The organism is Vibrio hannami, assembly GCF_029589055.1.
In the GTDB taxonomy this organism is placed as follows: domain Bacteria; phylum Pseudomonadota; class Gammaproteobacteria; order Enterobacterales; family Vibrionaceae; genus Vibrio; species Vibrio hannami.
The window spans coordinates 868,644-894,965 of sequence record NZ_JARQZP010000003.1; the positions used below are offsets into that span (position 1 = coordinate 868,644).

A 26,322-nucleotide genomic window follows, 5' to 3' on the forward strand; every position below is an offset into this window, starting at 1 on the left:
ACTTTACTTGCGGTTCTGAATAACAGAAAGAATCTGGCTTCTCAAATTTTCAGCACCCCTGCCTAGAGACTTGTACTCATACGAATTAGCATCCGTTAAATTAACCGGAAATAGCTCTTCATCCTGCAAATACTCATCACTAGCAGAACCAAGCGCAGTAATGTTAGAACTTGCGAACCAAATTTCTTCTGCATTTCTCACAGCGTTGTCAGTTTCGTTGATATGATTCAGAAACTCCTTAGCCGCGTTGCTTATTGGTTTGTTTATATGAGTGGTCAGGCACTCATGCCATAACAGTGTGCCCTCATCAGGAATGGTATAAGCCCAATCATCCTGCTCGGTCACTTCACCAATGAGTTCAGTTTCACCTGAATACATCACAGCTACTTCCATCTCTGACTTATCTTTTTTATCCAGCGCATAACCTATACTTGTGCGCAGAACAAGAAGCTTATCCTTTACCTCTAAAAGCAATTGATAAGCCTGCTTTAGTTCACTTTCGTTCTCTGACATCGGGTGGTAACCAAGAGCCATTAAAGCAATAGCGATAGTATCGAAATCATCTCCTGGCAGCACGACGGTTTGTGGGTTTTCTAACGCATAGACAAATACATCCATCCATGTACTGATAGGGCTAGCTACAACTGAAGTACGGTATCCAATACCCATTGTGCCATGAGCGTACGGAACACCAAACTTAGTACATGCTTTGTTAGCATTTTTGGTAAAAGTCTGGCTACCTTTGGTAATAACATGAGACATATCAGCCAATGAACCGGCTTCTCCTAATTCACCAAGTGTGAGGCCATCCATGATAATCAGGTCATACGCTGCAGCTTTACCAGAGTAGACGACTGCATCACGCAACATTTCACTTTCGAAGAAAATCAAAGAAACCGTGTGCCCGTATTTTGACTCGAAATCTTCAATGACGGATTCAGAAAAGTAATCTTCCCAGGTGAATATCTTCAGCTCATCTGCTTTTGCCTGTAAGGCCAAGAAAAAAAATAAGTTAATCAATGCGCATAACTTAACTATCAAACGCATACAGCCCCCTAAATCGAACCTGATAGAATCATCAAAATCCAACTGATATAGTTATAATTATAGATTAGGTAAACGTTACCATACATATACATTCTTTAATGCGATATATATTAGAATTATATAAAACTATAAACAACTCATACCAGGAGGATTTTTGCTATTAAATGCTACTCAGGCTATTTATATGCAACGTGATACATTGAAACTGTTTGGGTTCAAGCTTCTACACTAAACTGAGGAACACCTTTCGCTTTAGCTTGCTCGCGCTTCGCCTGATATGGGGAGCTATCTTCTTCAAACAACTCTTTAAGATAGGTGTATGTCGTTATGGGTACGATTTGTTCAATCTCTTCCCAGCGACTTTGAAATAGTAAATTTCTCACCAAGGATGCTGAAATAGGTAGGTCACCTTCTTCGCAACGAGGAATTTCTATTAACTCGATTGGATCTGATTCCAATGTAGGCGTTGCAAGCCACTGGTTCATCTGCTGATTGTAAAAACGAGTGACCTTACAGATGGGTTCAGTGCCAACATAGCGATGTGTGATCCCAAGAGCCGGAGCCAGATACTCCCTAAATAGCTGCAGATCGATTGCAGTGTGAGCAAAGTTAATTACCCCTTCATCTTTAAGGAAGTAGCTTGGGAATGTGGCTCTAGAAATCATATAATCGGAGCCAGGGTGTACAATCACATTGCCAAACTCTTCAACCCCGGCACGAATCATATTGACTCTATCAGTATAAGTAAAAAATGAACTGTCTTCTTTCACTACAAAAAGGTGTAGCCAGTCACATTCGTTTGATGCTTTATCAACAAGATAGCGATGGCCTTTAGTAAAAGGGTTAGCATTCATAACAATGCTACCAATTCTTTCACCCTGCTGGCGTTTCTGCGCAAGTTTATTGCAATACTTCTGCAACCGATTTTTGCTATTTTCCATTAAAATTACGCGATCTTTTACCGAGGTCAAAAGGTAAAATCCCGCTGCATGAAACATTTGATAGTTTTCAGGCTTGGTATAGATAAATAGGTTATAACGTCCCATATCGTACGCAAGAGTCACGATTTCGGTTAATAGCTTAGTGGATAAGCCCTGCCCTTGCTGGCTCTCATCGACAGCAACAGATTTGATTGTATTCCCTGCCAATCCAGCACAAGCAACCACCTCATAGCCAAGATAGGCGACGATAAACATTTCGACATCAACATCAACACCCAAATCCATCATGGTCAGGAATGAACGTACCTTTTCCATCTTCCGGCTGTTACCGTTAACTACCTTTTCGAAATTGTATGTCCCAAGCACCTGACTATCCTACGATTGACCCACAACAGAATTATCCTACTGGAGCGACCGAAAATTCATGACTTATGTCATGTCATTAAGAAGGTTTATATTTTTTCAATGGCGTTTATGAACTTATTCTTTGTGAAAGGTTCTCTTCACAAAAATAAGGTGATAAAAGCCATAAAAGTCAGCCTACTAACTAGGCTGACTTTCAATTAGACAGTTAAGCAGCTTGTGCTTCAACTTTGTTCTTTCGCATCATACCAATTACTGGAAGAGCGATAGAAAGAACCGTAATAGCGATAAGAACCTGAGCAACTGTAGAGTGCATGAATACCGATAGATCCTGGTTCGAGATACGGTATGCCTGACGGAACGACTGTTCCATGGTACCACCTACAATCACTGCAAGAATCATAGGTGCTGTCGGGATGTTCGCACGTTTCATTACAACACCAGCAACACCAAGGATAACAAGGATGTAGAAGTCTACTACTGAGTTACTGATTGCGTAACAACCGATAAACGCAAGGCCAAGCACGATTGGGTAAAGGATCTTAGGTGGAATTGCCAGAACTCGTACCAACACGCCCGCTAGAGGGATGTTTACGATAGCTAGAATGAAGTTCGCTACGAACATACTTGCAATCAAACCCCACGCCGTTTCAGGGTACTGAGCAAACAGCATCGGACCTGGCTGAATACCTAACATCAGTAGTGCACCCATCATTACCGCTGTTGTACCAGAACCTGGTACGCCCAGAGATAACATTGGGATCATCGCACCAATTGATGCGGCGTTGTTCGCCGATTCTGGCGCTGCCAGACCTTCAATCGCACCTTTACCAAACTCTTCGCTGTTCTTAGACAGTTGCTTCTCATTGTTGTAACACATTAAGGAAGCCATTGTACCACCAGCACCTGGCAGCGAACCGATAATGAAGCCAACCGGCGCACTACGTAGGATAGCCCACTTTGAACGCTCCCAGTCATCACCCTGGATCCAAATACGTTTAAACTTGGTTTGTGCTTTCTTAGTACCTTGGCTAAGAGAACGGAAGCTCTTAAATACTTCACCAAGTGCGTAAATACCGATGATAACTACAAGGAAATCAACGCCGGTTTGCAGTTCCAAATTGCCGAATGTAAAGCGCTCTACACCAGACTGCGCATCAATACCGATCGTCGCAATAGAAAGACCTACAACCATAGATAGGAATCCCTTAAGCATATTTCCTTTTGACATTGAAGCCGTCATGGAAAGTGCAGCCACCATTAGTAAGAAGTACTCAGCAGGACCAAATTTAAGAGCAAAGCTCGCCACTGGTTCCGCTAGTAGAGTCATCAGAACCGCAGCAATCGTACCACCAATAAGCGAAGCAATTGCAGACATCGCAAGTGCTGATTCAGCGCGCCCCTGCATAGCCATTGGATACCCATCAAACGTTGCAGCTAATGCCGCGCCATCTCCAGGAGTGTTAATCAGAATCGAGCTACGAGAACCACCAAACATAGCGCCAATGTAAACACCGGTCATTGTTATAAGCGCTGCAGTTGGACCCATCGCGAATGTCATTGGTAGTAGTACCGCAACACCAGTCGCAGGACCAAGACCCGGAAGCATACCAACGATAGTACCTAAAACACCACCAACGGTTACTAAGAGCAAGTGATAAGGTTGCAGCGCGACGCCGAAACCATTCATTAAGTTAGCAAGAATATCAGCCATGATAGGTTCCCTTATTCAGTAAATGGTAGTGGCGGAAGACTGATGCTCAATAGCGTAGAGAAGATAAAGAACACGCCTACAGCAAAAAATAGTGCGATAACTGAGCTTTTTAGCCAGCTTTCTTTTCCGCTAGTGATGGTCAGCATTGAGAACATAAACAAGAAGGTACTGATAACGTAGCCCAGATGTTCGAAAAGTACCGCGTAACCAATTGAAATCAGACAAGTATAAAGAATACGACGACGGTCGCCTTTCTTTACTTCGTCTTCATTAATCAGATCTTTGTACGCCATAATTGACGCTTTGATATTACTTTTAGCAAGCAAAAGGACGCCAATTAAAATAGAGATGGCTGCAACGCCAAGTGGAAAATATATCGGGTCCATAGGGTTACCGAATGCAGCGCGAGGCATAGTCCAGGCCATGATGCCGTAAACTAAACCGAAGCCTACACCGAACAAACCTGTGAATGCATCCCAATTCGGACGAATAGTTTTGTTTTCCATAGGATTTATCCTTAAGCCGGAATAGAGATATAAAACATATGTAAAAATAAAGGATAAGGAGTTCTCCCCCTTATCCTTTTAAGGTTAAAGATTACTTAGCAAATACTTCGTTTAGAATTTGCTTGTACTGCTCGTTTGTTTGAGCAAGGAATTTAGTGAAATCTTCACTGTTCTGGTAAGCGTCGTCCCAACCGTTACGTGTACGCGCTTCAGACCACTCTTGAGTTTCAGCCATCTCTTTAAGTGTCTTGTTCCAGAAAGTTACAGCATACTCAGGCATGTCTTTAGGTCCAAACAGGCCGCGCCAGTTCTCGAAAGTTGCATCGATACCCTGCTCTTTCACAGTAGGGATTTCAGCTATTACACCCTCGCCAATACGTTTGTCAGCAGTTTGAGCCAGCGCACGTAGGTTTCCGCTTTTAACAAGAGATGTTACGTCACCAAGACCTGTTGAAATAAGATCGATGTGACCACCAAGTACTTGTGCTACCGCGCCACCATCTTGGAATGAGATATAGTCAATCTGATTCAGGTTAGGAACGCCTGCTGCTTTAGCAATCATTAGGAACTGGATGTGGTCCATAGAACCAGCTGACGAAGTACCACCAATCTTGATGCTCTTAGGATCTTTCTTAAGTGCTTCCATCACTTCGTTAATAGAGGTGTACTTAGAGTCTTTTGAAACAACAAAAGCAGCATAGTCAGTAATCAGGCGACCAAGAGGAGTAGTATCTTCGTAGCTGTACTTGCTAGAACCATTCAGGTGAGTAAGAAGAATTGGTGGCGAGTAAACTGAAATTAGATTGTCTTTACCTACTTGAGTTTGCATGTAAGCCAGGTTAACAGCACCACCACCGCCAGGACGGTTAGTTACAGGCATATTGGATTTAACCAGCTTAGTGTCTTTCAGGGTTTTAGCTACTGTACGAATCGTTAGATCCCAACCACCACCTGCACCAGAAGGAGCAACCATAGATAAAGTTTTCGGTGGGTAGTCTTTCGCCATAGCATTGCTTAGAGGCATTACTGCAATAGATGCCATTGCAGCTCCAATCATCACACTTTTAAGTTTCATGTTCATTGAAAAATCCCATTTTCATTATTAGTTAATTTATCAACGCAAGAGAATTGTTATTCAGCAGCGAATTGATGGGTTAATTATTGGCTGAACAGGAAATATGTAATGTGATTTAAAACTCTAAAAGTTTGGTCTTTAATGCGGCAAATGGCGTAAATGACTTAAACAAAAACGCACTTTCAAGTCATTGTTTTTAAAGCGCTTGTATATTGTTTGATTGAGTTTAATTCATAAAAAACCCCACTTAATTGTGGGGTTGATCATAGGTTTAAGAGGAATTAAACAGTAAGTAGATTCAATTCTTTGTTGTAGATTGTGTTCCAGTGAATAGTTACCCTTAGATGGTTCGGGTTAAAAAACAGTATGGATTTAATGAACTTAAGTATAACTTTCTTAAAATTTAACTATTATGTAAATATGGTAGTCCATTAGTTAAAGCTGACATATGCATAGTCCATATGCAATAATATCCACTATACACACCAAATATGTATGAACCATGTTTCCAAATACGCGCGTTGAAAAATATTATAAGCTTTGTAGCGAGTTGTTAGACTTTTCCGGGCTATCCTGGTGGATAATTGATCTCGACGATAATAGTGATGTTTTCTACTGCAACCAGACAATGTGCGATACTTTTCATCTCGACTCTAGCCTCCCTTCCCATTCAGTAAGCCAGACATGCCCTATAGCCGGCGATTACAACAAATACATTGCGATAAGCAGTAGTGATAAAGCGAAGCAAATTTTCAATGAATATCGTGAGCTTAGAAATAACGATATCTATGAATATGATAATCGTTTCCCCTATTACGATGCCGACAAAGATAAAGTTTGCTATTTCACCAGTAGGGCAAAAGCATTAGTCAGAGATAAAAATGGCAAAGCCACATTGCTACTTGGGGTCATTGAGCCCGAGACAATAAGTGAAGAGCTGTATAAGTTGGCCTCAATAGACAGTTTAACGGGCCTGAAAAATCGACGGACATTTGATAGTCAATTGCTTTTCTTGATGAATCTTGCAAGAAGAGAGCACCGCTATATCTCACTGATTTTCTGCGATATTGATCATTTTAAAAAATATAACGATTCTCTCGGTCATTATGCTGGTGATGAATGTTTAAAAAAAGTCGCCCAAGCCCTGTCAGACTCCTGCACCAGAGAAACCGACATTGTGTGTCGATACGGCGGTGAAGAGTTTGCCTTTATTATTTATGGCGAAAATCCCGACACCTTCGCATTTGCGGAAAAAGTTCGTACAAACGTACGTGATCTGGCCATTCCGCATCCAGACCCGGAAATCGATATCGTTACGATTAGTGCAGGGTATTTCTCCGTTATTCCAGACGAAACCACCACACCAAAATCTCTTATAGAAAAAGCCGATTGTGGTCTCTATGTAGCCAAACACAATGGCAGAAATAAAACTGAAAACTGCAATTGTTCATTAGAAGAAATGAATAACTACGCTAATAACCAATAATCAACTAAACCTCAATAGCATACTTCCTGTCCTATTTTCAGCTTAACTATACCTCTAATTTATTCCATAAAATCAGAGAATTAGATAGACATTTCATTCTAAACAGATCTCGGAATCATCATCATTGTTTCTAACCATTCAAATAATATATAGAGAGTTTGCAACTACCTCCGAATATATTCAACTCCACTGATGACTGACAATAAAAAGTACGTAAATAATGAGAGGTCAGCGCTGGCGTATATCTAATTAACAAGAGAATTTAGTATGACTAAGAGATCTAAAAGACTTCCGTCTTTCATAGAAGAACGCCTGGATTTTTATATTCAAGACACAATTGAAACAACGCAAAATAAGCAACACCTTGTTATTGGCAAGCGTCCCTGTTCAAAAGCCATAGTGATGCAAAGCAACGACTACCTATCTCTGTCGCACAACCAGGAGATACAGAGTGCTCACAAGCAAGCAATCTCAGACAATGATGACAACGTTGTAATGTCTGCCGTATTCTTACAGGATGCCGCATCCAAGCCAGAATTCGAAAGCGAGCTTGCTGACTTCATGGGTATGGAAAGTTGCCTGATATCTCAATCCGGATGGACTGCAAATGTGGGATTATTGCAAGGTATATGCGCGCCCACCGTACCAGTCTATATCGACTTTTTCGCACATATGTCGCTATGGGAGGGAGCAAGAATTGCCGGAGCGGAGATCCACCCATTTATGCACAACAATACAAGGCATTTGATGAAGCAAATTAAACGCCACGGACCAGGTATTATCGTCATAGACTCTATCTACAGTACCATTGGTACCATAGCACCACTTGAGGTCATCTACGAAATGGCAACTAAGTTTGATTGTGCACTGATTGTCGATGAGTCTCATTCTTTAGGGACACACGGCCCTAAAGGCTCCGGTTTGATTCAAGAGTTTGGGCTACAAAATCAAGTGGACTTTGTTACAGCGAGCCTGGCCAAAACCTTTGCATATAGAGCAGGAGCAATCCTTGGACCGAAAAAGCTAGGAACGATACTTCCATTCATATCCTACCCAGCCATCTTTAGTTCTACTGTATTGCCACACGAGTTATCCAGGCTAAGTAAAACATTGGATGTCATTAAGCGCTCAGAGTTTAAGCGCACAACTCTATTCGAAAGAGCCAAAGCTTTGCGAACCGGTCTAAAAGAGATAGGTTTTAACATCCGCAGTGAATCCCAAATTGTATCTTTAGAATGTGGCTCAGAACAAAATACAGAGAAAGTGCGGGATTACCTGGAAGAACGAGGGGTATTCGGGGCTATTTTCTGTCGACCCGCAACTGGCAAAAACAAAAATATCATGCGCTTCTCTGTTAGTGCAGATATAACCACCAGGGAAATAGATCGCGTGTTATCCGTTTGTCATGGCGCTTTCAACAACCCTGAATTAGAGTTTGTATAAACTTCTCTAGGTTCACGTAAGTTTATTAGCGAGAAGAGTCTGGTGAATACCAGACTCTGTAATTAAATCCAATTTGAAATTACGCTAAGGAGTTGGTTCTTACCCGCAGGCTTAAGCAGGTAATCAGACATGTACGTAGCGTCGATCTTCGAAAGCATGTCATGAGAGTTATCGCCTGTATGTGCAATGATAGGGATACTTGCAAAATCTTTGTTCGAATTCCGAATACGAGCTGTTGTTTCTATACCATCCATAACCGGCATTTCGATATCCATAAGGATCAAGTCGACAGTAACTGCGTCCAAAACTTCCAGTGCTTTTGCACCATTTTCTTGCTCAAGGACTTCAAAGCCTTCTTTTTCTAAAAGAACGGCGGTGAATCTTCTTAACGACTCATTATCGTCAACCACCATTATCGTACGCTTTATATCGCTTATAGGTGGCTCATAAAGCTTCTCTGACTTGATACTATCGGCATCAAACATTAAAGCTTCTATGTTAGCTTCTAAATCACTAGCAAACTTGTCGGAGTTTAGCCAAATCGGTGATTGTCCCGGTTTAGTATAACGTTGTATGGGCTGTTCACCGTACAAATAAACTATATGGGCATTAGTGAAGGTCCATAGAGATTCTAGTGCGTCAATTGCATTTCTATCCCTTGACGCGGTCGCAATATCCAAAATGATAACATCGTATTCAAAGTCATATTCATGTCTATTGAGTGTTGTTTCAACATCAAGCTCAAGTAAGTTAAATCCCATATTGTACGATGCACTATGAATGACTGAGCCCAACTCTTTTCTCTCATTCACCAGCAAAACGGACTTCGATTTAACCAATTCGGCTTTGATTTCTTTAATAGCATTAGAATCTAATAAGGGGAGATGCAAAGTAAACTCTGTCCATTTCCCAACTTCTGAACGGCACTGTATGTCACCGCCAAAAGAACGCATAACTCTTTTACAGAAAGGCAATCCTAAACCATAACGCCCGGATTTCCCGGTCGTGTAGAAGTCATTAAATATATTTTTAAGAACTACAGGAGTCATGCCAGAACCAGTGTCCCTAACAACAATGGCGTTTCTTCCTTTATAAGAAGTAAGAGATATATGAATACTGAACTCATCACTTCCTCGGTGGTAAAAGGCATTCTTCAATAGGTTGAACATTACATACTTAAGCAAATTGTCACTGCCAAAGAACTCAAATTCCTGCTGAACTTTTAAAAAAACAGCCGCTCTATCACTAGTAGTTTTATAGGCGAAACTGTCTATAGCATGCATCACTACTTCCTGAGCAGAGTACTTCTGGAAAGTTGTTCTGGATATTCGATTCTCGTCGATGGAAGTTAGAAGAAGATCAATGGTTTCGTTACCCGCCTGTATCACTCTCATTGATTCATCAGTCACTTCCCTCAACCTATCTACTTCCCGGGCAGACAATAGGTAATGACCTTCTTTTTTAGCTTTCTCATTGGGTATTGTCGATTGAATGACATCAATGGATGTACTAAGGCTACTAAGTGGGTTTCTCATCTCATGTGCGATACCGGCTCCAAAAGACTTGGCTAGTGCAACCTTAGAGTCGTAATCAACTTGATATCGATTAAAGCACAAACTACCAAACAGATAGGTAAAGATGAAAACCGGCAGCTGAGAAAAATCTATCGCAATATCAAGCGTAAATCCTTTTGCCACCCAGGCACAAAACGTTGCTAAGCCCACTCCGATTATAGTTTGAGCAAACATTATCCAGGTGATATGGACGAGTAAAATATGTAAAAAGATAGCCGACATAAACGACATTACCCATACCTGGGACCAGTCATTCATTAACAACATATAGAAAAAGAAAAACGGTAAACCAATAGTAATGATAACGAGATAGAACCAGTGCATTTGCCTGCGTATTCTGGCTTTAAAGCTATTTCTATAAACCAGTACCAGAAAGAGTACAGAGCAAGATAGACGCAGTAACAGGTTTTCATATGGTTGAGGAACAAAGTGCTGCCACACAAGATAATATAGCGGGAAGCCGACAACACCCAACCACCCTATTAAGGTCAGGTTAGGTTCTGCATACTGATAAACCTTACGTATTCCTTCACTATGTTTGATGAGCCAACTCCGCCGAGACGTTACAAAGCAGTTTAGATTAAATGAGTTTAAGTACTATTTTTGTTCTAATGGAATTATTACTCATTCGGTATAATTTAAGCAATCATTCCTTGATTGTTCAACCCCTATATTTTAGTTCAAAACTTAGCCATGATCAGTGATAGCTCTCTCTGCTCCACAATAAAATTCGCTAGCAACGTTAGTAAAACCAAGCCACTACGAACTCCTCTCGTAGTGGCTTTTTTGTGCCCTATCGTAACTAGCTAGCTCTTATCGATTAAAAACTGCATCTGCTTAACAGTTGGAACGTAATCTGATTGCCGTGCTTTCAAGAATATATCAACCTAAGACTGCGAAGTTCGTGTCATTCGCCCTTTCTACTGGATGGCAACACCAACAAATACAACAAGATATTGAAGAACTAATATGAGCCAATACGTAAACGAACCCTCCAACTATCAATTACTGATTAAGAACATTTTGTTTTCTCCCGTGGCTTTTGACCCTGAACAGGAAATCGTCTATGCCAACCATCGTCGGCACAACTACGAGACTTTCCATAATCGGGTGCGACAGCTGGCTAACGCTCTGACAAAGATGGGAGTCAAAAAAGGCGATACCGTCGCAGTCATGGATTATGACTCGCACCGCTACCTTGAATGCTACTTTGCTGTTCCTATGATTGGAGCAACATTACATATGATTAATGTTCGTCTTTCTCCTGAACAGATCCTGTACACCATCGATCACGCAGAAGACGATATCTTGCTCATTCATGAAGAATTTTTACCTATTCTGGATCAAATAAAAGGGCGTATTGATACCATAAATCAATACGTAGTTTTACGTGATAGTGAGCCGTGTGAATACGAACAACTACTAGAAAATGAAAGTACTCAATTCGACTTTCCCGATTTTGATGAAAATACGGTAGCAACAACCTTCTATACAACTGGCACCACCGGTATGCCAAAAGGTGTCTTCTTTACTCACCGGCAATTGGTTCTGCACACTCTGGGCATTTTGAGCTCGCTCGGAACAAACGCTGTTCAAGGGAGACTGCACCAGGGCGATATCTATATGCCAATCACGCCAATGTTCCATGTACATGCATGGGGTCTGCCATATATGGCAACCATGCTTGGTGTTAAACAAGTATATCCGGGAAAATATATTCCTGATGTTCTGTTAAACCTAATTGAACAAGAACAGGTAACCTTCTCACACTGTGTACCAACTATTCTGCACCTGCTTTTAAGCTCCCCTAAAGCAAACTCAGTCGATTTCTCCAACTGGAAATGCATTATTGGGGGCGCAGCTCTACCAAAAGCCCTATGCAAATCAGCCCTGGAACGTAACATTGACGTGTTTGCGGGCTATGGCATGAGTGAAACCTGCCCCATACTGTCTATCGTCCAGCTCACTCCGGAACACCTCGAGCTCGATTTGGATAAACAGGCTGAGTATCGTTCGAAGACAGGTAAGAAAGTCGCAATGGTGGAAGCGCATATTGTTGATGAAGACATGCAGATACTTGACCACGATGGTGAAGTAAGCGGTGAAATAGTAGTTCGTGCCCCCTGGCTAACGCCAAGTTACTATAAAGACAACAAAAACTCCAAAGCACTATGGCGTGGTGGTTATCTGCATACCGGAGACGTTGCTACTATCGACAGAGAGGGCTTCATAAAGATTACCGATCGAGTAAAAGATATGATAAAAATCTCCGGTGAATGGGTGAGTTCGCTAGAACTGGAAGACATCATCCACCAGCACAAAGCCGTCTCTGAAGTTGCAGTCATTGGTATATCGCATGATAAGTGGGGAGAAGTTCCTCTTGCTTTAGTAACATTAAAAGATGATGTGCAAGTTACTGAGAAAGAACTGCTCACTTTCACTAAAGACTTTATCACCAAAGGCATACTGGCTCGGGAAGCGCTACTTATGAAGTTTAAATTCGTAGAAGCTATTGATAAAACCAGCGTTGGCAAGGTCGATAAAAAAGAACTCCGCTGTAAATATTTATAGTTATATGGTATTGGCTAAGTAGCCCTAATGTGGGCTGCTTATATTTATTTCACTTACAAAAGACCTGTTTCCCTTACCCCAGGAATGACACAACAACACCGTAAACGACAACCCCTATTAAAACCGGAAGCCCTAAAGTACGGCTTTTATACCAGGTAAGTAAGGTCGCAATTGTACCGATAGCCGTTGCAGTCCAGGTAATGGTCGTCAGTTCAGCTGGCACTAAAGACGTACCAAACATCGCTGCGATCATGACTGGTCCCATTACAGTGAGCCAAACAGGTATATTTGCGAGTGAGTTGCCTTCTCTACGCTTAATTCTGCGAGACATCCAATATAAAGGTGCCACTCTCATTAAATAAGTCCCAAATGCGATAACAGCCAGTGCTAACCAGGTTGAGTCTCCCATATTCACCCCTTCTCTACTTTGCATGCATTTCTAACAACATAATACAACAGCGTTCCACACACAGCCGCTAGTGGTATTGCCACATTAGTGTACCCTACCAGCTTAAAGACCATCGCGATAACCACAGCAGAACCTAATGCAACCGACCAGTAAACTGAATCAAAACGTGGAGCCAGTAAAACTAAAAACAGCGATGGTAAAGCAAATGGAAGAACTTCTCCTAATAGTGGCCATTTTTCTATGAGCTCCCCTCCCATAATCGCGCCCAACGCCGTACCTCCTACCCAGCTAACCCAGGCGATCAAGCTAGCTCCAATAAACCACCCCAAACGTGCGTCGTTGTATAGCTGTGGTAATCGAGTATGGGCCAATGCAAACACCTGGTCTGTCAAACCGTGCATAAACATTAACCACCAAGGTTTTTTGTTTATGTAAGGTGCCAGATTTGGCCCGTAGACAACGTGACGAGCATTGATAAGCAATGTTAAAGTGATCACCAACCAGACAGGAGCACCTGCCGCAACCATCGCCACAAATAAAAACTGAGAAGCCCCCGCATATATCAATGCAGAGATCGCTATTGTTTCCCAAACACTGAAACCAGATTGCAGTGATATAACTCCAAAAGAAACTGCGACAGAAACGTATCCCCCCATCAACGGCAACGCGTCTTTAAAGCCTGCAATCCACGAATAAGTTTTAAGGGTGTCAGCCTGCGTGCTCATATGCTCCCTCCTAATCTGCGTAAACAATGGTAAGAAGTAACGTTGACCAGAGCTCACGAGAGCGATACTCATGTTCTTTATCTGCCGAGAATGAAAATTTATCTCCTGCTTTCAGCGTCGTCGTTCGCCCTTCTGTCGTTATTTCCAACTGACCACTTATTACGGTGATAGATTCCGTAGACCCGCTAGAATGTGCTTCGGCCACTCTTCTGGTGCGCGGCGCCATAGACATCCAATAAGCATCTACTTTAGTAGAGTCCGTTCCTTGTTCAATAAGTTTGAACTGTACACCGTCTTCTCCAAAGGGCGTCTCTACAGGCGCTATTAAGTTACTGAACGGCACATTTAACTGTACCGCTAATCGCCAAATAGTATCGACCGTCGGGTTCCCGGAGCCTTGCTCCAGTCGTGACAAATTTGATTTAGCTAACCCTGCATCTGAAGCGAGCTTTGACAACGAGACCCCTTTTGCCAAGCGCATATTTTGCAAATTTCGTCCTAATGCCTCTAACATTAACTTATCCAAAGTATTACCCTGTACATTCGAATTTGTTCCTTATATAGAACGTTCTATATAAGGAACACCCAAATGTCAAACTTTTATTGGTTTTGTTCATTCTCACAATACTGTCAACATCAAGGATAATGATAGTATTAAGCCGAATTTTGACTTAAGCCCGTTACTATTAGAATAAAATAGACAGAATGGTTTTAGTGAACAAAAGGCAACCCTTTTACGAACAACGGTAATTTCTATGAATGAGCAACGACTTAAAGCAGCAGAAGCCGATTTTTTAGCGCAGTTTCCCGGAGGATTCACTCATCCAGAGATGGTTAAGGTGGGCAAAAAGCATAATGTCAGCAAATTAGTTGAACTGTCACAGGAGTACTTTGCTCCCAAGTGTTATAGCCAGCCACAACTTGTTGCTGAAAACATGGTCAAGGTGGTTAGCAGAAGTTCGATGGTTTCAATGTTCGAAAAACCAAAACTTCGCGACTGGATCAAAGGGATGACTCACCATGAACGAGAAAGTTACGCCTACTCCTTAAAAGACATACTCCATGGCGATCAGGAGTATGGGTTCAATACTATGCTAAGCCTTCTTGCCCCGGCCAAACTCGCCAAGTGGTCTTTAATGACAATCATACCAAACTACTATTCACCACTAGACGAAGTTTTCGTCAAGCCAACTACAACCAAAGCCATAATCCAATACTTTGAACTGGAAGGCTTAACCTACAAACCGACACCCACTTATGAGTTTTACCAAAAGTATCGTGAAGCGATTATTGATATGCGCACAAAAACCGATAGCTCATTAACGCCAAATAACGCTGCGTTTTGCGGTTTCCTTATGATGACTACGGGTGCGAGTCGTAGATAGCTTGCTAGATACTTGTATCTAACTTATCAAAGGCATCCCTACTAATGCGCCGTGTAGTACTTTTACAAACGCGAAAGTAAGAGCTATCCCGATAACCACCGCCAATACGTCATTCAAACCAGACGGTTTCATTCCCGGAAGCGCTCGCTGATCTCGTTTCTTCATCGAAATGCGATCGGCTACTGCCCAGGCCAGAAAAGCCCCGAACAAAACAACATCTGCCAACATACCATTTACTAATAAATGACTAGCCGCCCAGAGCTTAACCGCTACTAGTTGAGGATGTTTAGTTACCTGTTTAATTTTTCCTGGAAAATACGGTGCCACAAACAGGATTAGAGCAAACACCATAAGAAGAGAGGTAACATGGCGCAGCCAGTAAGGCGTCGTATATAAAAGAACAGGCTCCATGCGTGCAGCACCATACCCGACAGCAATAAAGTAGATTCCTACAAATGAAATAAAAGAGTATACGCCCTTCCACATCATTTCATTCTTGGCTGCTACCCTGTCACGGAACCCAGGGGAGATTATGGATACTGAATGTATCCCTAGAAACAGTACAAGACCAAATAGTAAGCTCAGCATCGCATTTCCTTTTGAATTGTTCTAATTGTTAATTTCTGTTGTTTAACAACATATATAGAACATTTATTCTACATACAATCAACAGGAATGCGTACCATCAATCGCTAGTTCAGTTCAAGTTTTGGTGTTTTGCGAAACCCAATCAACATACTAACGCTACATAGTATCGATATAATCATAATAGTGACGCCAAGATGCCACGCTTCGCTAATGCCCATCGTCATTAACATCATGCTTATCAGTGCTGAAATCGTCATCTGTCCTCCCCCTGACAATGCCGCAACTGAGCCTGCGTTTTTCTTATAGGGTGTCAACAACAACGTCTGAGCACATGGAAAAGCAATACCGTTACCCATGGTCAGCAAAAGTTGCCCAAACATCATAGCCATTGGGCTTAAAGGCGCCAGAATAAACCAGATAGCTGAACTCAAGTGAAGTACCGGAGCCAACATCAAGGTTTTTTCAGTACCTAGAATTGGTCGGACTCTATTGCTAAACGTCCCCCCAAGCAATAAGCCAAATGCCGGAATCAACGCCCATAAGGCATACTCATCCGAACTCATCCCAATTTGAATCTGCATGATAAACGGCATAACAGAAACCGTAATCACAACAAGACTGAAGTTAAACCAACCAATACTGGCAAAACTTAGAAAGTAACCGGACTTAAGCAAACCTGCGTAGGTCTCGAGGATACGCCCAACTTTAGGAACCTTACGTTTTTCTCTAACCGTCTCTCTGAATAGATTAACAAGCAGTATCAATACCAATGCGATATAAGAACACAGCGCAATGAACACGGCTAACCAACCCAAATGCGCATTAATAAAACCACCTAGCACGGGAGCGATGATTGGCGTAAACGAAGCTACAATGGTTACCCAGGAAAGTGCTCTTGGCAGATCGTTTTCATTGTAAGAATCCCGAATCGATGCCCTCGCTAACACTGCGCAACAGCCAGCCCCCAGCCCCTGAATAAAGCGCCCGATAGTCAACATCTCAAAGGAGTCAGCACCAATAATGGCCACCGTTAAACCAATGACCGCCAGCGACAAACCAGCAATCAATATTGGTTTTCTACCTAAAGCATCCGACAAAGGGCCATATACCAGTTGCGAAGGCCCAAAACCGAGCAAATATATTGAAACCAGTCGCTGGGCATCTTCTGCGGTAATGGAGAAATCTAAAGCTACCCATGGTAGAGCGGGCATTAACAGTCCCATGCTGAACTGACCTACACTGACAATTAGGCCAGCCAACAGCACGGGTCTCCAGTCAAATTTTGTATTCATTTAAAGCCTATGGTTTTTGACCTTTAGTGATTATTTTTGTTGTTCCTGAGCATCCTGACTCTTTAGTACTTTATGTCCGTCTTCCGTCACACCTTTTTTCCAGTAACTACTAATGTAGATATATTCTCTGTCTACTGAACGTTCATTTCTGAAGTACTGCCTTAGCGAGCGCATGCTGTCAAATTCACTGGCAGACCAGACCGATACTGAACCACTCATCCACTCTTTACTCTTTGCAGTTTCTACCAACCTGCTCGTCTCACCATGTGGCTTGATTAGCCATTCAACATCTATACCTTCTGGGTGCTCCAATTGCTGAATATCATATTCAGATAACACCTCGACAATCGCATAACCTTTCGCATCCGCTTCAAGGATTTTTAGCTTCACAGACATAGCAGGAAGCGCCGTCATATCTGCAACCAGAAAATACCAGTCCGCATTCTGATTTAAGCCCTGTATCAAACCGGGACCTGCGACCAAAATGCTATCTCCCGGTTTTGCCGTTTCCGCCCAACGGCTAGCAAAGCCACCTTCATCCGCTAACTCATTTTTTTCGGCGTGAGTATGACGAACAAAGTCTATCTCTATAGTAGCGGCATTTGGGTCATATTTTCTGATGGTGTAGGTTCTCATTACAGGCCGTTCGGTCGAACCTGACTCAATATCAGTGCCACCCCGCTTATTGAAAAGAAGTTTCACATAGCCGCCTTCACAATCGTTCGGGTAGTCTGTAAATTTATCACTCTGTAGAGCAATACGTTGCATGTTTGCTGTTAATTTCTGCGAAGAAACTACTCTTGCAACGGTCGGACTCGGTTTATTCATATTTATTTCTCTATGTAATCTTTAAAACTGAGCAAATGGATTCGCTTAGTCACGAACACGCAGCTCGGACATATCGCCTTTGTGCTTTATTTTGCTCTTTACTCGCTTCACCGTAGACAAGCTTGCTCCTGTTTCGTCTGCAGTTGCCTGCAAAGTTTTACCTTCCAGAAGAAGCGTCGCTATCTGGTGATGAAGCGCTTGATTCGCTTGGCGTCCCTTGTATCGCTTCGCCCACTCTTCGGGGTTTTCCTTCAACGCTCTACGACTCGCTTCTGCAAAAGCCAGCCGACGTCTTTTTTCTGCCTTTGCTATCCCTTCAAGAAGGTTCAGTTGAGCGGTGGTCTCTGGGTTATTTGCCTCCAACATCAACTTCTGGTTGATAGTGATAACTTTGGCACCTTTGTTGAGGATTTCTTCTATCGTTTGCTTTACGTCTCCAAAATGGCAACCAAGCGAATCAATCCACCAAATAACAACGGCATCTCCGGCCTTCAGTATGTTCAACATTTCTTGCAGCTGCGGGCGTTCTGCTGCTGGTACAAATCCTTTTATCCGCACTTCTTTAAACAGCTTTACTTCGGGTAAGCGGGCGCCAATAGACGCAACTTCATCGTCAAAGTTCGGGTTTTTAGGAGAGAATCGGATATAACCGTATGCGTTAGCGTCACTCATCTGGTCACCTTTTATCGGGTTACACACTTCGGCTCATTTAGATAATAGGCTCATATTATTAGGCTCATTTGGTTTTGTAAACACCAAATGAGCCATTAACAAGCAAAAAAATGGCGGCCAATTGACCACCAAAATCATTTTTTGCTTAGTAATTAGCTAACGGCTCACAGCCAAATAGGTTCCAGCCATGATCATAATGCCCCCAGCGCCTCTATTGAGCTTCTTATGTGCAGCGGGCGTTTTTAACATCGCTGCCGCTCTTGAGGCACTATAGGCAATAAGCATTAATCCCATAGTAAGTGCGATAGAAGAAAGCACAGAAATAAGGGCAATATCCTCAGCCCTTAATGCCGTTAAGTCGATAAACGTCGGTAGGAATGCAATATAGAACAGGATCACTTTTGGGTTTGATGCCGAAATCAGGAACCCCTGAATAAACTTCGACATGTTAGACAAGCCTTTCGCATCAAACTCACCATTCTCGATTGCACCTTTAGTCGCAGGTAAAGCCTTAAACATCTTATAGCCAAGGTATATCAGATATGCAGCGCCGATGTATCGAATAACGATGAATACTTCAGACCAGTTTTCAGCAATTGTTGCTAAACCAAAACAGGCGAGAATCAAATAAATCAGATCGCTGGCCACCATTCCTAATGCCAATGCTAAACAACTTCTCGCCCCATTGACTAAAGCCCTCGCTATAATGGCAAATACTCCTGGCCCCGGAGTTACACTAAACACAAATATTGCGACAAAAAATGTCACAGCACCTTCAAAAGACATTATTCACTCCATGAATAAGAAAATCACTTCCTGCTTTTTTACTATACATTGGCTGGTAATTGAACAATTTACTTGAATAACCTCAAGATGCAATTTGAAAAAAGCGTTAAAGGTATCGCCCATACCCTTAACGCTTGAGATCTTGAGATGTACAGACAATAGAAACTAAATCAGCGAGTTGAAAGCCACTCTTTTACCTGGTCGTAGTCACCACGGTAAACAATGCGTTCTTCTTTTTTACCTAACTGATAGGTGTACATTGGATCATAGTATTGTTCTAAAAGTGGTGCTAACCAAGCTTGATGAGAATCAATACTGCCATCACGCTTCATCTGAAGAATCGCGTTCTTCTGAGCATCTATCAATTCAGCATGTCGTTCGTGTCCTAACCGCTTACGGATATTAAACATGCCTCTCTCAAGATAAGCTTCGAAATGTTCCCAACCGGACTCCTCACCATAGTGGTCAACAAAATCGCTTTGCATTTTGACCACGTAGTCGTCGATAAGGCGCTCTAGCCTGGTATCAAATGGGTCGTCTACCACTACCACAGGGGCATTCTGCATGCTCTGGTGGATAGAAATTGGTAGAGAAACACTACCAATGATCTTACCTTCATCTTCAAAAACGAATGAGTTGATACCTTTTTCCAGTTTCTTAACCATCTGGATACCAAGCTCACTTTCAAAATTAATCTGGTTGCGCTGCTCATCAACATAACGACCAAACGATGAGCCTCGATGGTGAGCCGCACCCTCTAGATCAATACCGTTTTCCAGCTCATTAATAAGAAGCGTTTTACCGCAGCCTGTGTTGCCACCGACAATCGTCATTGGCTTTTCAGCCACCTCGTCGATGGTATCGATAAGAAAACGGCGCAACGCTTTATAGCCACCCACAACAAACGGATAATCAATCCCGGCTTCTTTAAGCCACTGCTGTGTGATTCGAGAACGAAGCCCACCACGAAAACAATAAAGATATCCATTTGGATTGGCTTCACAAAAGGCTTTCCACTTCGAAACTCTGGCTTGTTTCTTTTCGCCGTTAACGAGCGAATGTCCCAGCTCTATCGCGGCGTCCTGCCCTTTTTCTTTGTAACAGGTACCCACCTGCTTGCGTTCATCATCTGTCATTAATGGCAAATTAACGGAAGTAGGAAATGCGCCTCGCTCATACTCGATAGGCGCTCTGGTATCTATGAAAGAGAGTATCGGAAGCAAACAGACGTCTGTAGTCCCCGCTGTTTGGACGTTGCATTAAACTACCTCTACCAGCACATCGCTATCCTGAGCTATTAACTTACCAATAGCTTCGAGTTCGATACCGTGCTGTTGTGCCACTGCCTTAACTTCATCAGCCCCTTCAGGTGTAACTGCCAGCAACAGTCCGCCAGAGGTTTGAGGATCGCAAAGCACCGATTTCTGCAGTTCTGTGATCTCTCCGATCTTGTGCCCATAGCTTGCGTAGTTTCTTCCAGTCCCGCCTGGTACACAGCCTTGTTCGATGTAATCCATCACACCCGGTAGCGTAGGTACTTTATCCAGGTGGACTCTTGCTTTAAGGCCACTGCCTTCGCAAATCTCAGAAAGGTGACCTAATAAGCCAAAACCGGTTACATCTGTCATCGCTTTCACGCTTGCTAGATTGAGAAGTCTGCTCCGGGGTGTTTAACTTACGCATCCAGTCGCGAGCAAGGCCAATATGCTCTTCAGCCAGCTTTGACTGTTTCTCTGCTGTTGTCAGTACACCAATACCCAGAGGTTTGGTCAGATAAAGCTGACAACCGTCTTCTGCCTTACTGTTCTGTTTGATACGATCAGAATCAACAATACCGGTCACCGCCAGTCCAAAAATCGGTTCTGGAGCATCAATTGAGTGTCCTCCAGCCAAAGAGATGCCGATTTCAGCACAAACAGAGCGTCCACCATCAACCACCTTTTGGGCGATTTCCGGTGAAAGGGTGTTAATCGGCCAGCCAAGAATAGCGATCGCCATAATAGGCTTTCCACCCATTGCGTAAATATCACTAATGGCATTTGTCGCAGCAATACGGCCGAAATCAAATGGGTCATCCACAATTGGCATAAAGAAATCTGTGGTACTGATAACTGCGGTACCATTACCTAAATCATAAACAGCAGCGTCATCTTTGTTCTCATTTCCAACCAACAAATTCGGGTCATTAAAAGGTGCTATCTCTGTCTGAAGGATGGTATCAAGTACCTGAGGAGAAATTTTACAACCACACCCGGCCCCGTGGCTGTATTGGGTCAATCTTACTTTTTCCATGACGTTTTCCGCTATTTAAAGAGGCCAAAATTTTACTCCTGACGACTAATACAGTCACGTTCTTCAATGAAATATTTCAGTTTATTTACTGTCAGCACTCAAAAATCGTCTAATTTTATACCAGTTGCGCTATTTGAGCTTTTGGTCAACCGTTAGTTATTAAGAATAAGTCCATGACTCTGATATACTTCGTGATGTAATTCGATATCAAGACTGTAGAACCTAACATGAAAATTGTTGCAGTAACTGCCTGCCCTACCGGCATCGCACATACCTATATGGCTGCTGATGCACTAAAAAAAGAAGCCCATCAAAGGCATATCCAGATGAAAGTGGAGACTCAGGGTGCAATGGGTATAGAAAACCCGCTCAACGCGTCAGATATTGCTAATGCAGACCTGGTATTGATTGCATCAGATATCGAAGTAGAGCAAAGAGCCCGTTTTACCGGAAGTAAGATCCACTGTGTGACCATCGAGGAAGTGCTTATTGATGCGAGCAAGGTGCTTGATCGATGCCTTCAGCTTTGAGCAATACGCTGTGAAAATTGAGCGAAGGATAACTTTTATTGTCGGTGGCGAAGGCTTTGCATCCTGGAAGCTAAACCGGCTTAAAGCTTTGTCTGGCTTTTTTCGCTCAGTCGTCATCCTAAGAAACATTACATTAGGCCGCTCTGTGAATGCAGAGCAGACTCTTAAGGTGATTAGCTTAGGAAGCAAGCAAAACGATCTGTGCCAATTATGGATAGAAGGATCTGACGCCGAACTCGCCTGTATGATACTCACCGACTTTATTGCCGATGAATTTACTATTATCAACACATCTCATAGCCCTGACGCGAAGTTTGACTCGACTATTATCGACACTCACCCCGCATTCTCTCTTGAATTTGATATCAACTATCGATATGAAAAAATCGCCCAAGGAACTGAGTTAACCAAGTCAGCGCTTTTATTCAAGCTTACTGGTGTAGTAGATGAAAAATCCGTTGATAACGTCTATCAGGCACTCTTAAACCGAGAGGCGATATCCTCAACCTGTATAGGTAATAGCATCGCTCTGCCCCATGTAATGTTAAAAGATATAGAAAAACCAGAGCTCTATGTTATCCGGTTAGCCTCTCCCACTGACTGGCAGTCACCCCGTGGCGATGTATCGTTCCTGATTGCCCTGCTTCTTCCAGCGCCACCGGAAATGCCGGTGATTAAAGCATTCACTCAGCTGTCCCGCGCACTTTTAGAACAAGAGTTTTGCCAGATTCTCACCTCAACACACAAAGAAAGTGTGTTGAAAGCGATACTCTTACATACCATGGCAAAAGCAGCGCGATAAAGACGTTAACTATCTCATACTGCGGTACTCAGAGGGAGTAAATCCGGTTTTGTTTTTAAACACTCTGAAAAAGTAGTTCACATCCTGATAGCCGCAACGTGTCGCGATCTCATTTAACCTGAACGGATATCTTCTAAGCATAAACTTCGCCCGGTCGATTCTTACCCAGGAGATATAATCAGCTAGCGTCATGTGTCCTTGTTGGCGAAACATTCGGGAAAGATGGTTTGGTGTAATATTGAAACGTTCAGCAATACTGCTTCGGGTAATGTTCCGGTGAAAATTCTCCTGAATATAGATGCAAATTCCCTGATAGAGGTCCTCACTTCGTTTTTTCGCCGAATATACCGGATCGACAATCATCGACTGTGAGTAGCTCAAAAGAGAAAGCAGAAGATGCTCATCCATCGGGCTTTTTCGCTTCTCTTTTGCCAGCGCATTCAACGCATCAAGAATATGGTCAATCGCATGACCTGTTCTGGTTTGTATGCTGTGTTTTTGAACATCGACAAAACCTGCATCTCCACGATTCTTCGTAACCAAACTAAACCCAAGCTGTCGACGACCAAAAGCAGGCTCAGTACTGAGCAGTCAGTATCCCAGTCCGGCTTATTCCAGCAGTTCGGCGGAACAAACAGTGCATCGCCAGACAGCACTTTTATATCAACGATGCCTTGCTCGGGGTCTTCGATTTTATTTGGGTATTCTCCACTAATAACCAGTTCCAACCTTGGAAAGTTAACCTGATAACTAAATAAGGGGGGTTCCAGATAATCGCTCGCGAACCAGACCCGGTTAAAATTATCCCGTTCTGAAACAAGTGTATCGATGAGGTCATGGAATACCATCGCGAAATTTCCTTCAGTTATGTCCAGCAACATACCCGTTAAATGACGAAAACCTGTGATTCGAGACACAAAATTCCGCCGATAGTTGGGGTTACTTTAATCCACATAACTAGTTATATTTAAAATTTAAAGCCATTGTACACCAGCAAAAACAAACAAAAAACTTATTTTAACTACATGTATTTACTAACTTTATTATAGCACTGTTATTTTTTAAATCGTTACAAGAAAACATGATCTCAATCACACTAGAAACTACAGGTTACAATATTCCAGTAAATGTCTTTCTCATGCTCTATCGGGAATTGCTTATGAGTACGACAATATCCATAAATCAATAAACACATAATCAATTGGGGACAGGGAACATGATTACTGAACTAATCAACGAAAAATTGATTCGTCTCGACCTACAAGCCAAAACCAAACAAGGCATATTCGAAGAGCTAATCGACGTCTTACACCAAGATGGCCGCATTAGCGACAAAGAACAATTTCTTACTGACATAAAAGCTCGTGAAGAACTTGGAAACACAGGGTTCGAAGAAGGCGTTGCCCTACCTCACGCCAAGAGTGCCGCTGTTACCAAACCGGCAGTTGCTATCGGTGTAAGTAAATCAGGTGTCGACTACGGAGCTGAAGACGGTAAGCCATCTAAACTCTTCTTTATGATTGCCTCTCCTAATGGCGGTGCCGATCACCATATCGAAGTATTAGCGGAACTGTCATCCAAGCTTATCACTGATGGTTTTATCGAACGTTTCCTTGCTACTGAAAGCGAAACTGAAGCTCTGGAATTACTGCTACAAAAAGTAGATGCGAATGAACCTGCAGTTCCTGCTGACAAAGGCTTCCTTATTGGTGTAACTGGTTGCCCTACTGGTGTTGCACACACCTACTTAGCGGCTGAAGCACTTGAAAAAGGCGCTGCCGAATTAGGTTACCAAATTAAAGTGGAAACCAACGGTTCAATCGGTGTAAAAAATGCGCCAACCGCAGAAGAGATAGAGAAAGCAGATGCCATCATTGTTGCGTGTGACAAACAAGTCGATTTAGAAAGATTTGCGGGTAAGAAAGTCATTGAAACTGGAGTTAAAGCCCCTATCAAAGACGCAGAAGGCGTTATCCAACAAGCGCTTGATGCGCCACTTTATCAGGCTACCGGTAAATCGAATGCATCTGAGCCAGGCAAGTCTTCTACCCGTTCCGATCTGTACAAATACCTGATGAATGGCGTATCACACATGATCCCATTTGTTGTAACAGGTGGTTTGCTTATCGCGTTGTCTCTGGCAATCGGTGGTGAGCCAACAGAAGCTGGAATGGCGATACCTCCGGGTAGCTTATGGAACAAAGTACTGGATGTCGGCGTTGTCGCATTTACTCTGATGATTCCAATTCTTGCCGGCTACATCGCTTATGCAATTGCTGATCGTCCGGGTCTGGCTCCTGGCTTCATTGGTGGCTGGATTGCAAATAACGGTTCATTCTATGGCGCTGAAGCGGGCACTGGCTTCATCGGAGCTATCCTTGCGGGTCTGTTAGTGGGTTACTTCGTTCGCTGGTTAACAAGCCTGAACTACCACAAGTTTATTCAGCCTCTGGTGCCTATCATGATTGCACCGATCCTTGGCTCATTGTTTATCTCATCACTGTTCATCTTTGTTATCGGCGCACCGATTGCAGATTTGATGGAAGGCATGAATACGCTTCTGACGAATATGAGCACAGGTAACGTGGTTCTGCTGGGTATTGTTCTAGGTGGTATGGCTGGCTTTGATATGGGTGGTCCGTTCAACAAAGTGGCATTCCTGTTCTCCGTAGGCATGATTGCAAGTGGTCAAACTCAGTTTATGGGCGCGATGGCGTGTGCTATCCCTGTAGCGCCTCTGGGAATGGGCTTAGCTACCATGCTTGGCCGTAAACTGGACCTGTTTGAAAAATCTGAGTTTGAAGCAGGTAAAGCAGCAGGTGCAATGGGCTTAGTAGGCATCTCCGAAGGTGCTATCCCATTTGCAGCACAAGACCCAATGTCGGTTATTCCTGCGAACGTAATTGGTTCAGCAGTTGCAGCAGTTATGGCGTTCTCGTTCGGCATTACCAACAGCGTTGCGCATGGTGGTCCTGTAGTTGCACTATTAGGTGCAATGAACAAACCTCTACTTGCACTGATTTGTATGGCAGTAGGTTCAGTGGTAACCGCTCTGGTTTGCGTATCACTTAAAAAAATGCGTCAGGCTAAAGTAGAAACGGCACTCGTATAATCAATAAGTTATATCTCAACACATATCCCTTCTCTATAACGGGAAGGGATTTTTCATATTTCATAGGTTCAATTAGTGGCACTTAATACAAATCAAACTTATGTATTATTTATGTATTCGTTATGTATTATCACTTGAACTGTAATATGACTGATGTAAAATTCATTTAATTCTTAGCTTA

The 26,322-nt window shown here is 42.8% G+C and carries 22 protein-coding genes and 2 pseudogenes; 7 read left to right on the forward strand and 17 right to left on the reverse strand.

Annotated features, from left to right (window positions below):
- Positions 1-3: 3 nt before the first annotated feature.
- The 5 genes from P7F88_RS05665 to P7F88_RS05685 form a co-directional block, all read right to left on the reverse strand.
- Positions 4-1,047, reverse strand: coding sequence for an extracellular solute-binding protein (locus tag P7F88_RS05665; protein ID WP_277822689.1), 1,044 nt, complete (start codon positions 1,045-1,047; stop codon positions 4-6).
- A 215-nt stretch (positions 1,048-1,262) separates the two neighbouring features.
- Positions 1,263-2,354 carry a [citrate (pro-3S)-lyase] ligase gene (gene citC / locus P7F88_RS05670; RefSeq protein WP_277822691.1) on the reverse strand — a complete coding sequence of 364 codons (1,092 nt, stop codon included), beginning with the start codon at positions 2,352-2,354 and terminating at the stop codon, positions 1,263-1,265.
- Positions 2,355-2,559: 205 nt separating this feature from the next.
- A complete protein-coding gene (locus tag P7F88_RS05675; protein WP_277822693.1) occupies positions 2,560-4,065 on the reverse strand; it encodes a tripartite tricarboxylate transporter permease in 1,506 nt (501 codons plus the stop codon).
- 11 nt (positions 4,066-4,076) lie between these two features.
- Positions 4,077-4,571 carry a tripartite tricarboxylate transporter TctB family protein gene (locus P7F88_RS05680; RefSeq protein WP_277822695.1) on the reverse strand — a complete coding sequence of 165 codons (495 nt, stop codon included), beginning with the start codon at positions 4,569-4,571 and terminating at the stop codon, positions 4,077-4,079.
- A gap of 91 nt (positions 4,572-4,662) precedes the next feature.
- Positions 4,663-5,652 carry a Bug family tripartite tricarboxylate transporter substrate binding protein gene (locus P7F88_RS05685; protein ID WP_277822697.1) on the reverse strand — a complete coding sequence of 330 codons (990 nt, stop codon included), beginning with the start codon at positions 5,650-5,652 and terminating at the stop codon, positions 4,663-4,665.
- A gap of 496 nt (positions 5,653-6,148) precedes the next feature.
- Between P7F88_RS05685 and P7F88_RS05690 the strand changes: the two genes are divergently transcribed.
- Together P7F88_RS05690 and cqsA are read left to right on the forward strand one after the other, a co-directional pair.
- Positions 6,149-7,132: a GGDEF domain-containing protein gene (locus P7F88_RS05690; protein ID WP_277822698.1), complete on the forward strand. Its 984-nt coding sequence runs from the start codon at positions 6,149-6,151 to the stop codon at positions 7,130-7,132.
- 267 nt (positions 7,133-7,399) lie between these two features.
- Complete coding sequence (gene cqsA, locus P7F88_RS05695; protein ID WP_277822700.1) at positions 7,400-8,575, forward strand: alpha-hydroxyketone-type quorum-sensing autoinducer synthase; 1,176 nt, start codon at positions 7,400-7,402, stop codon at positions 8,573-8,575.
- Between the two features lie 62 nt (positions 8,576-8,637).
- Here cqsA and P7F88_RS05700 read toward each other — a convergent pair whose 3' ends face one another.
- On the reverse strand, positions 8,638-10,623 hold the full coding sequence (locus tag P7F88_RS05700) for a hybrid sensor histidine kinase/response regulator (RefSeq protein WP_277822702.1): 1,986 nt from the start codon (positions 10,621-10,623) through the stop codon (positions 8,638-8,640).
- Positions 10,624-11,118: 495 nt separating this feature from the next.
- Between P7F88_RS05700 and P7F88_RS05705 the strand changes: the two genes are divergently transcribed.
- The gene (locus P7F88_RS05705) at positions 11,119-12,720 is read left to right on the forward strand and encodes a long-chain fatty acid--CoA ligase (RefSeq protein WP_277822704.1); all 1,602 of its coding nucleotides are present in this window, start codon (positions 11,119-11,121) and stop codon (positions 12,718-12,720) included.
- Positions 12,721-12,793: 73 nt separating this feature from the next.
- Here the strand turns inward: P7F88_RS05705 and P7F88_RS05710 are convergent, their stop codons facing one another.
- Genes P7F88_RS05710 through P7F88_RS05720 form a run of 3 tightly spaced genes read right to left on the reverse strand, consistent with a single transcriptional unit; the run spans position 12,794 to position 14,368 of the window.
- Positions 12,794-13,129 carry an AzlD domain-containing protein gene (locus P7F88_RS05710; RefSeq protein ID WP_277822706.1) on the reverse strand — a complete coding sequence of 112 codons (336 nt, stop codon included), beginning with the start codon at positions 13,127-13,129 and terminating at the stop codon, positions 12,794-12,796.
- Positions 13,130-13,131: 2 nt separating this feature from the next.
- On the reverse strand, positions 13,132-13,854 hold the full coding sequence (locus P7F88_RS05715; RefSeq protein WP_277822708.1) for an AzlC family ABC transporter permease: 723 nt from the start codon (positions 13,852-13,854) through the stop codon (positions 13,132-13,134).
- A 10-nt stretch (positions 13,855-13,864) separates the two neighbouring features.
- Entirely contained in the window at positions 13,865-14,368 is a 504-nt protein-coding gene (locus P7F88_RS05720) for a helix-turn-helix domain-containing protein (protein WP_277822710.1), read from the reverse strand.
- Between the two features lie 241 nt (positions 14,369-14,609).
- On the opposite strand from P7F88_RS05720, the gene P7F88_RS05725 reads away from it, so the two are divergent.
- Positions 14,610-15,239 carry a hypothetical protein gene (locus P7F88_RS05725; protein ID WP_277822712.1) on the forward strand — a complete coding sequence of 210 codons (630 nt, stop codon included), beginning with the start codon at positions 14,610-14,612 and terminating at the stop codon, positions 15,237-15,239.
- Positions 15,240-15,257: 18 nt separating this feature from the next.
- Here P7F88_RS05725 and P7F88_RS05730 read toward each other — a convergent pair whose 3' ends face one another.
- From P7F88_RS05730 to selD, 7 genes and pseudogenes are all read right to left on the reverse strand, one after another.
- A complete protein-coding gene (locus P7F88_RS05730; RefSeq protein WP_277822714.1) occupies positions 15,258-15,827 on the reverse strand; it encodes an NnrU family protein in 570 nt (189 codons plus the stop codon).
- A gap of 104 nt (positions 15,828-15,931) precedes the next feature.
- Entirely contained in the window at positions 15,932-17,119 is a 1,188-nt protein-coding gene (locus tag P7F88_RS05735; protein WP_277822716.1) for a multidrug effflux MFS transporter, read from the reverse strand.
- 30 nt (positions 17,120-17,149) lie between these two features.
- On the reverse strand, positions 17,150-17,947 hold the full coding sequence (locus tag P7F88_RS05740) for a siderophore-interacting protein (protein ID WP_277822718.1): 798 nt from the start codon (positions 17,945-17,947) through the stop codon (positions 17,150-17,152).
- Positions 17,948-17,992: 45 nt separating this feature from the next.
- The gene (locus tag P7F88_RS05745) at positions 17,993-18,619 is read right to left on the reverse strand and encodes a recombinase family protein (protein WP_277822720.1); all 627 of its coding nucleotides are present in this window, start codon (positions 18,617-18,619) and stop codon (positions 17,993-17,995) included.
- 156 nt (positions 18,620-18,775) lie between these two features.
- Positions 18,776-19,405 carry a LysE family translocator gene (locus P7F88_RS05750; RefSeq protein WP_277822722.1) on the reverse strand — a complete coding sequence of 210 codons (630 nt, stop codon included), beginning with the start codon at positions 19,403-19,405 and terminating at the stop codon, positions 18,776-18,778.
- A 170-nt stretch (positions 19,406-19,575) separates the two neighbouring features.
- Positions 19,576-20,628 carry a tRNA 2-selenouridine(34) synthase MnmH gene (gene mnmH, locus P7F88_RS05755; protein WP_338405539.1) on the reverse strand — a complete coding sequence of 351 codons (1,053 nt, stop codon included), beginning with the start codon at positions 20,626-20,628 and terminating at the stop codon, positions 19,576-19,578.
- A gap of 36 nt (positions 20,629-20,664) precedes the next feature.
- Positions 20,665-21,697, reverse strand: a pseudogene (gene selD, locus P7F88_RS05760) (selenide, water dikinase SelD).
- Positions 21,698-21,924: 227 nt separating this feature from the next.
- On the opposite strand from selD, the gene P7F88_RS05765 reads away from it, so the two are divergent.
- A complete protein-coding gene (locus P7F88_RS05765) occupies positions 21,925-22,227 on the forward strand; it encodes a PTS fructose transporter subunit IIB (RefSeq protein ID WP_277822724.1) in 303 nt (100 codons plus the stop codon).
- Between the two features lie 10 nt (positions 22,228-22,237).
- Positions 22,238-23,029, forward strand: a complete 792-nt coding sequence (locus tag P7F88_RS05770; protein WP_277822726.1) for a PTS sugar transporter subunit IIA — start codon at positions 22,238-22,240, stop codon at positions 23,027-23,029.
- Between the two features lie 9 nt (positions 23,030-23,038).
- On the opposite strand, the pseudogene P7F88_RS05775 reads toward P7F88_RS05770, so the two are convergent.
- Positions 23,039-23,877 (reverse strand): annotated as a pseudogene (locus P7F88_RS05775) (helix-turn-helix transcriptional regulator).
- 368 nt (positions 23,878-24,245) lie between these two features.
- Between P7F88_RS05775 and P7F88_RS05780 the strand changes: the two are divergent.
- A complete protein-coding gene (locus tag P7F88_RS05780; RefSeq protein ID WP_277822728.1) occupies positions 24,246-26,141 on the forward strand; it encodes a PTS fructose transporter subunit IIABC in 1,896 nt (631 codons plus the stop codon).
- Positions 26,142-26,322 lie beyond the last annotated feature (181 nt).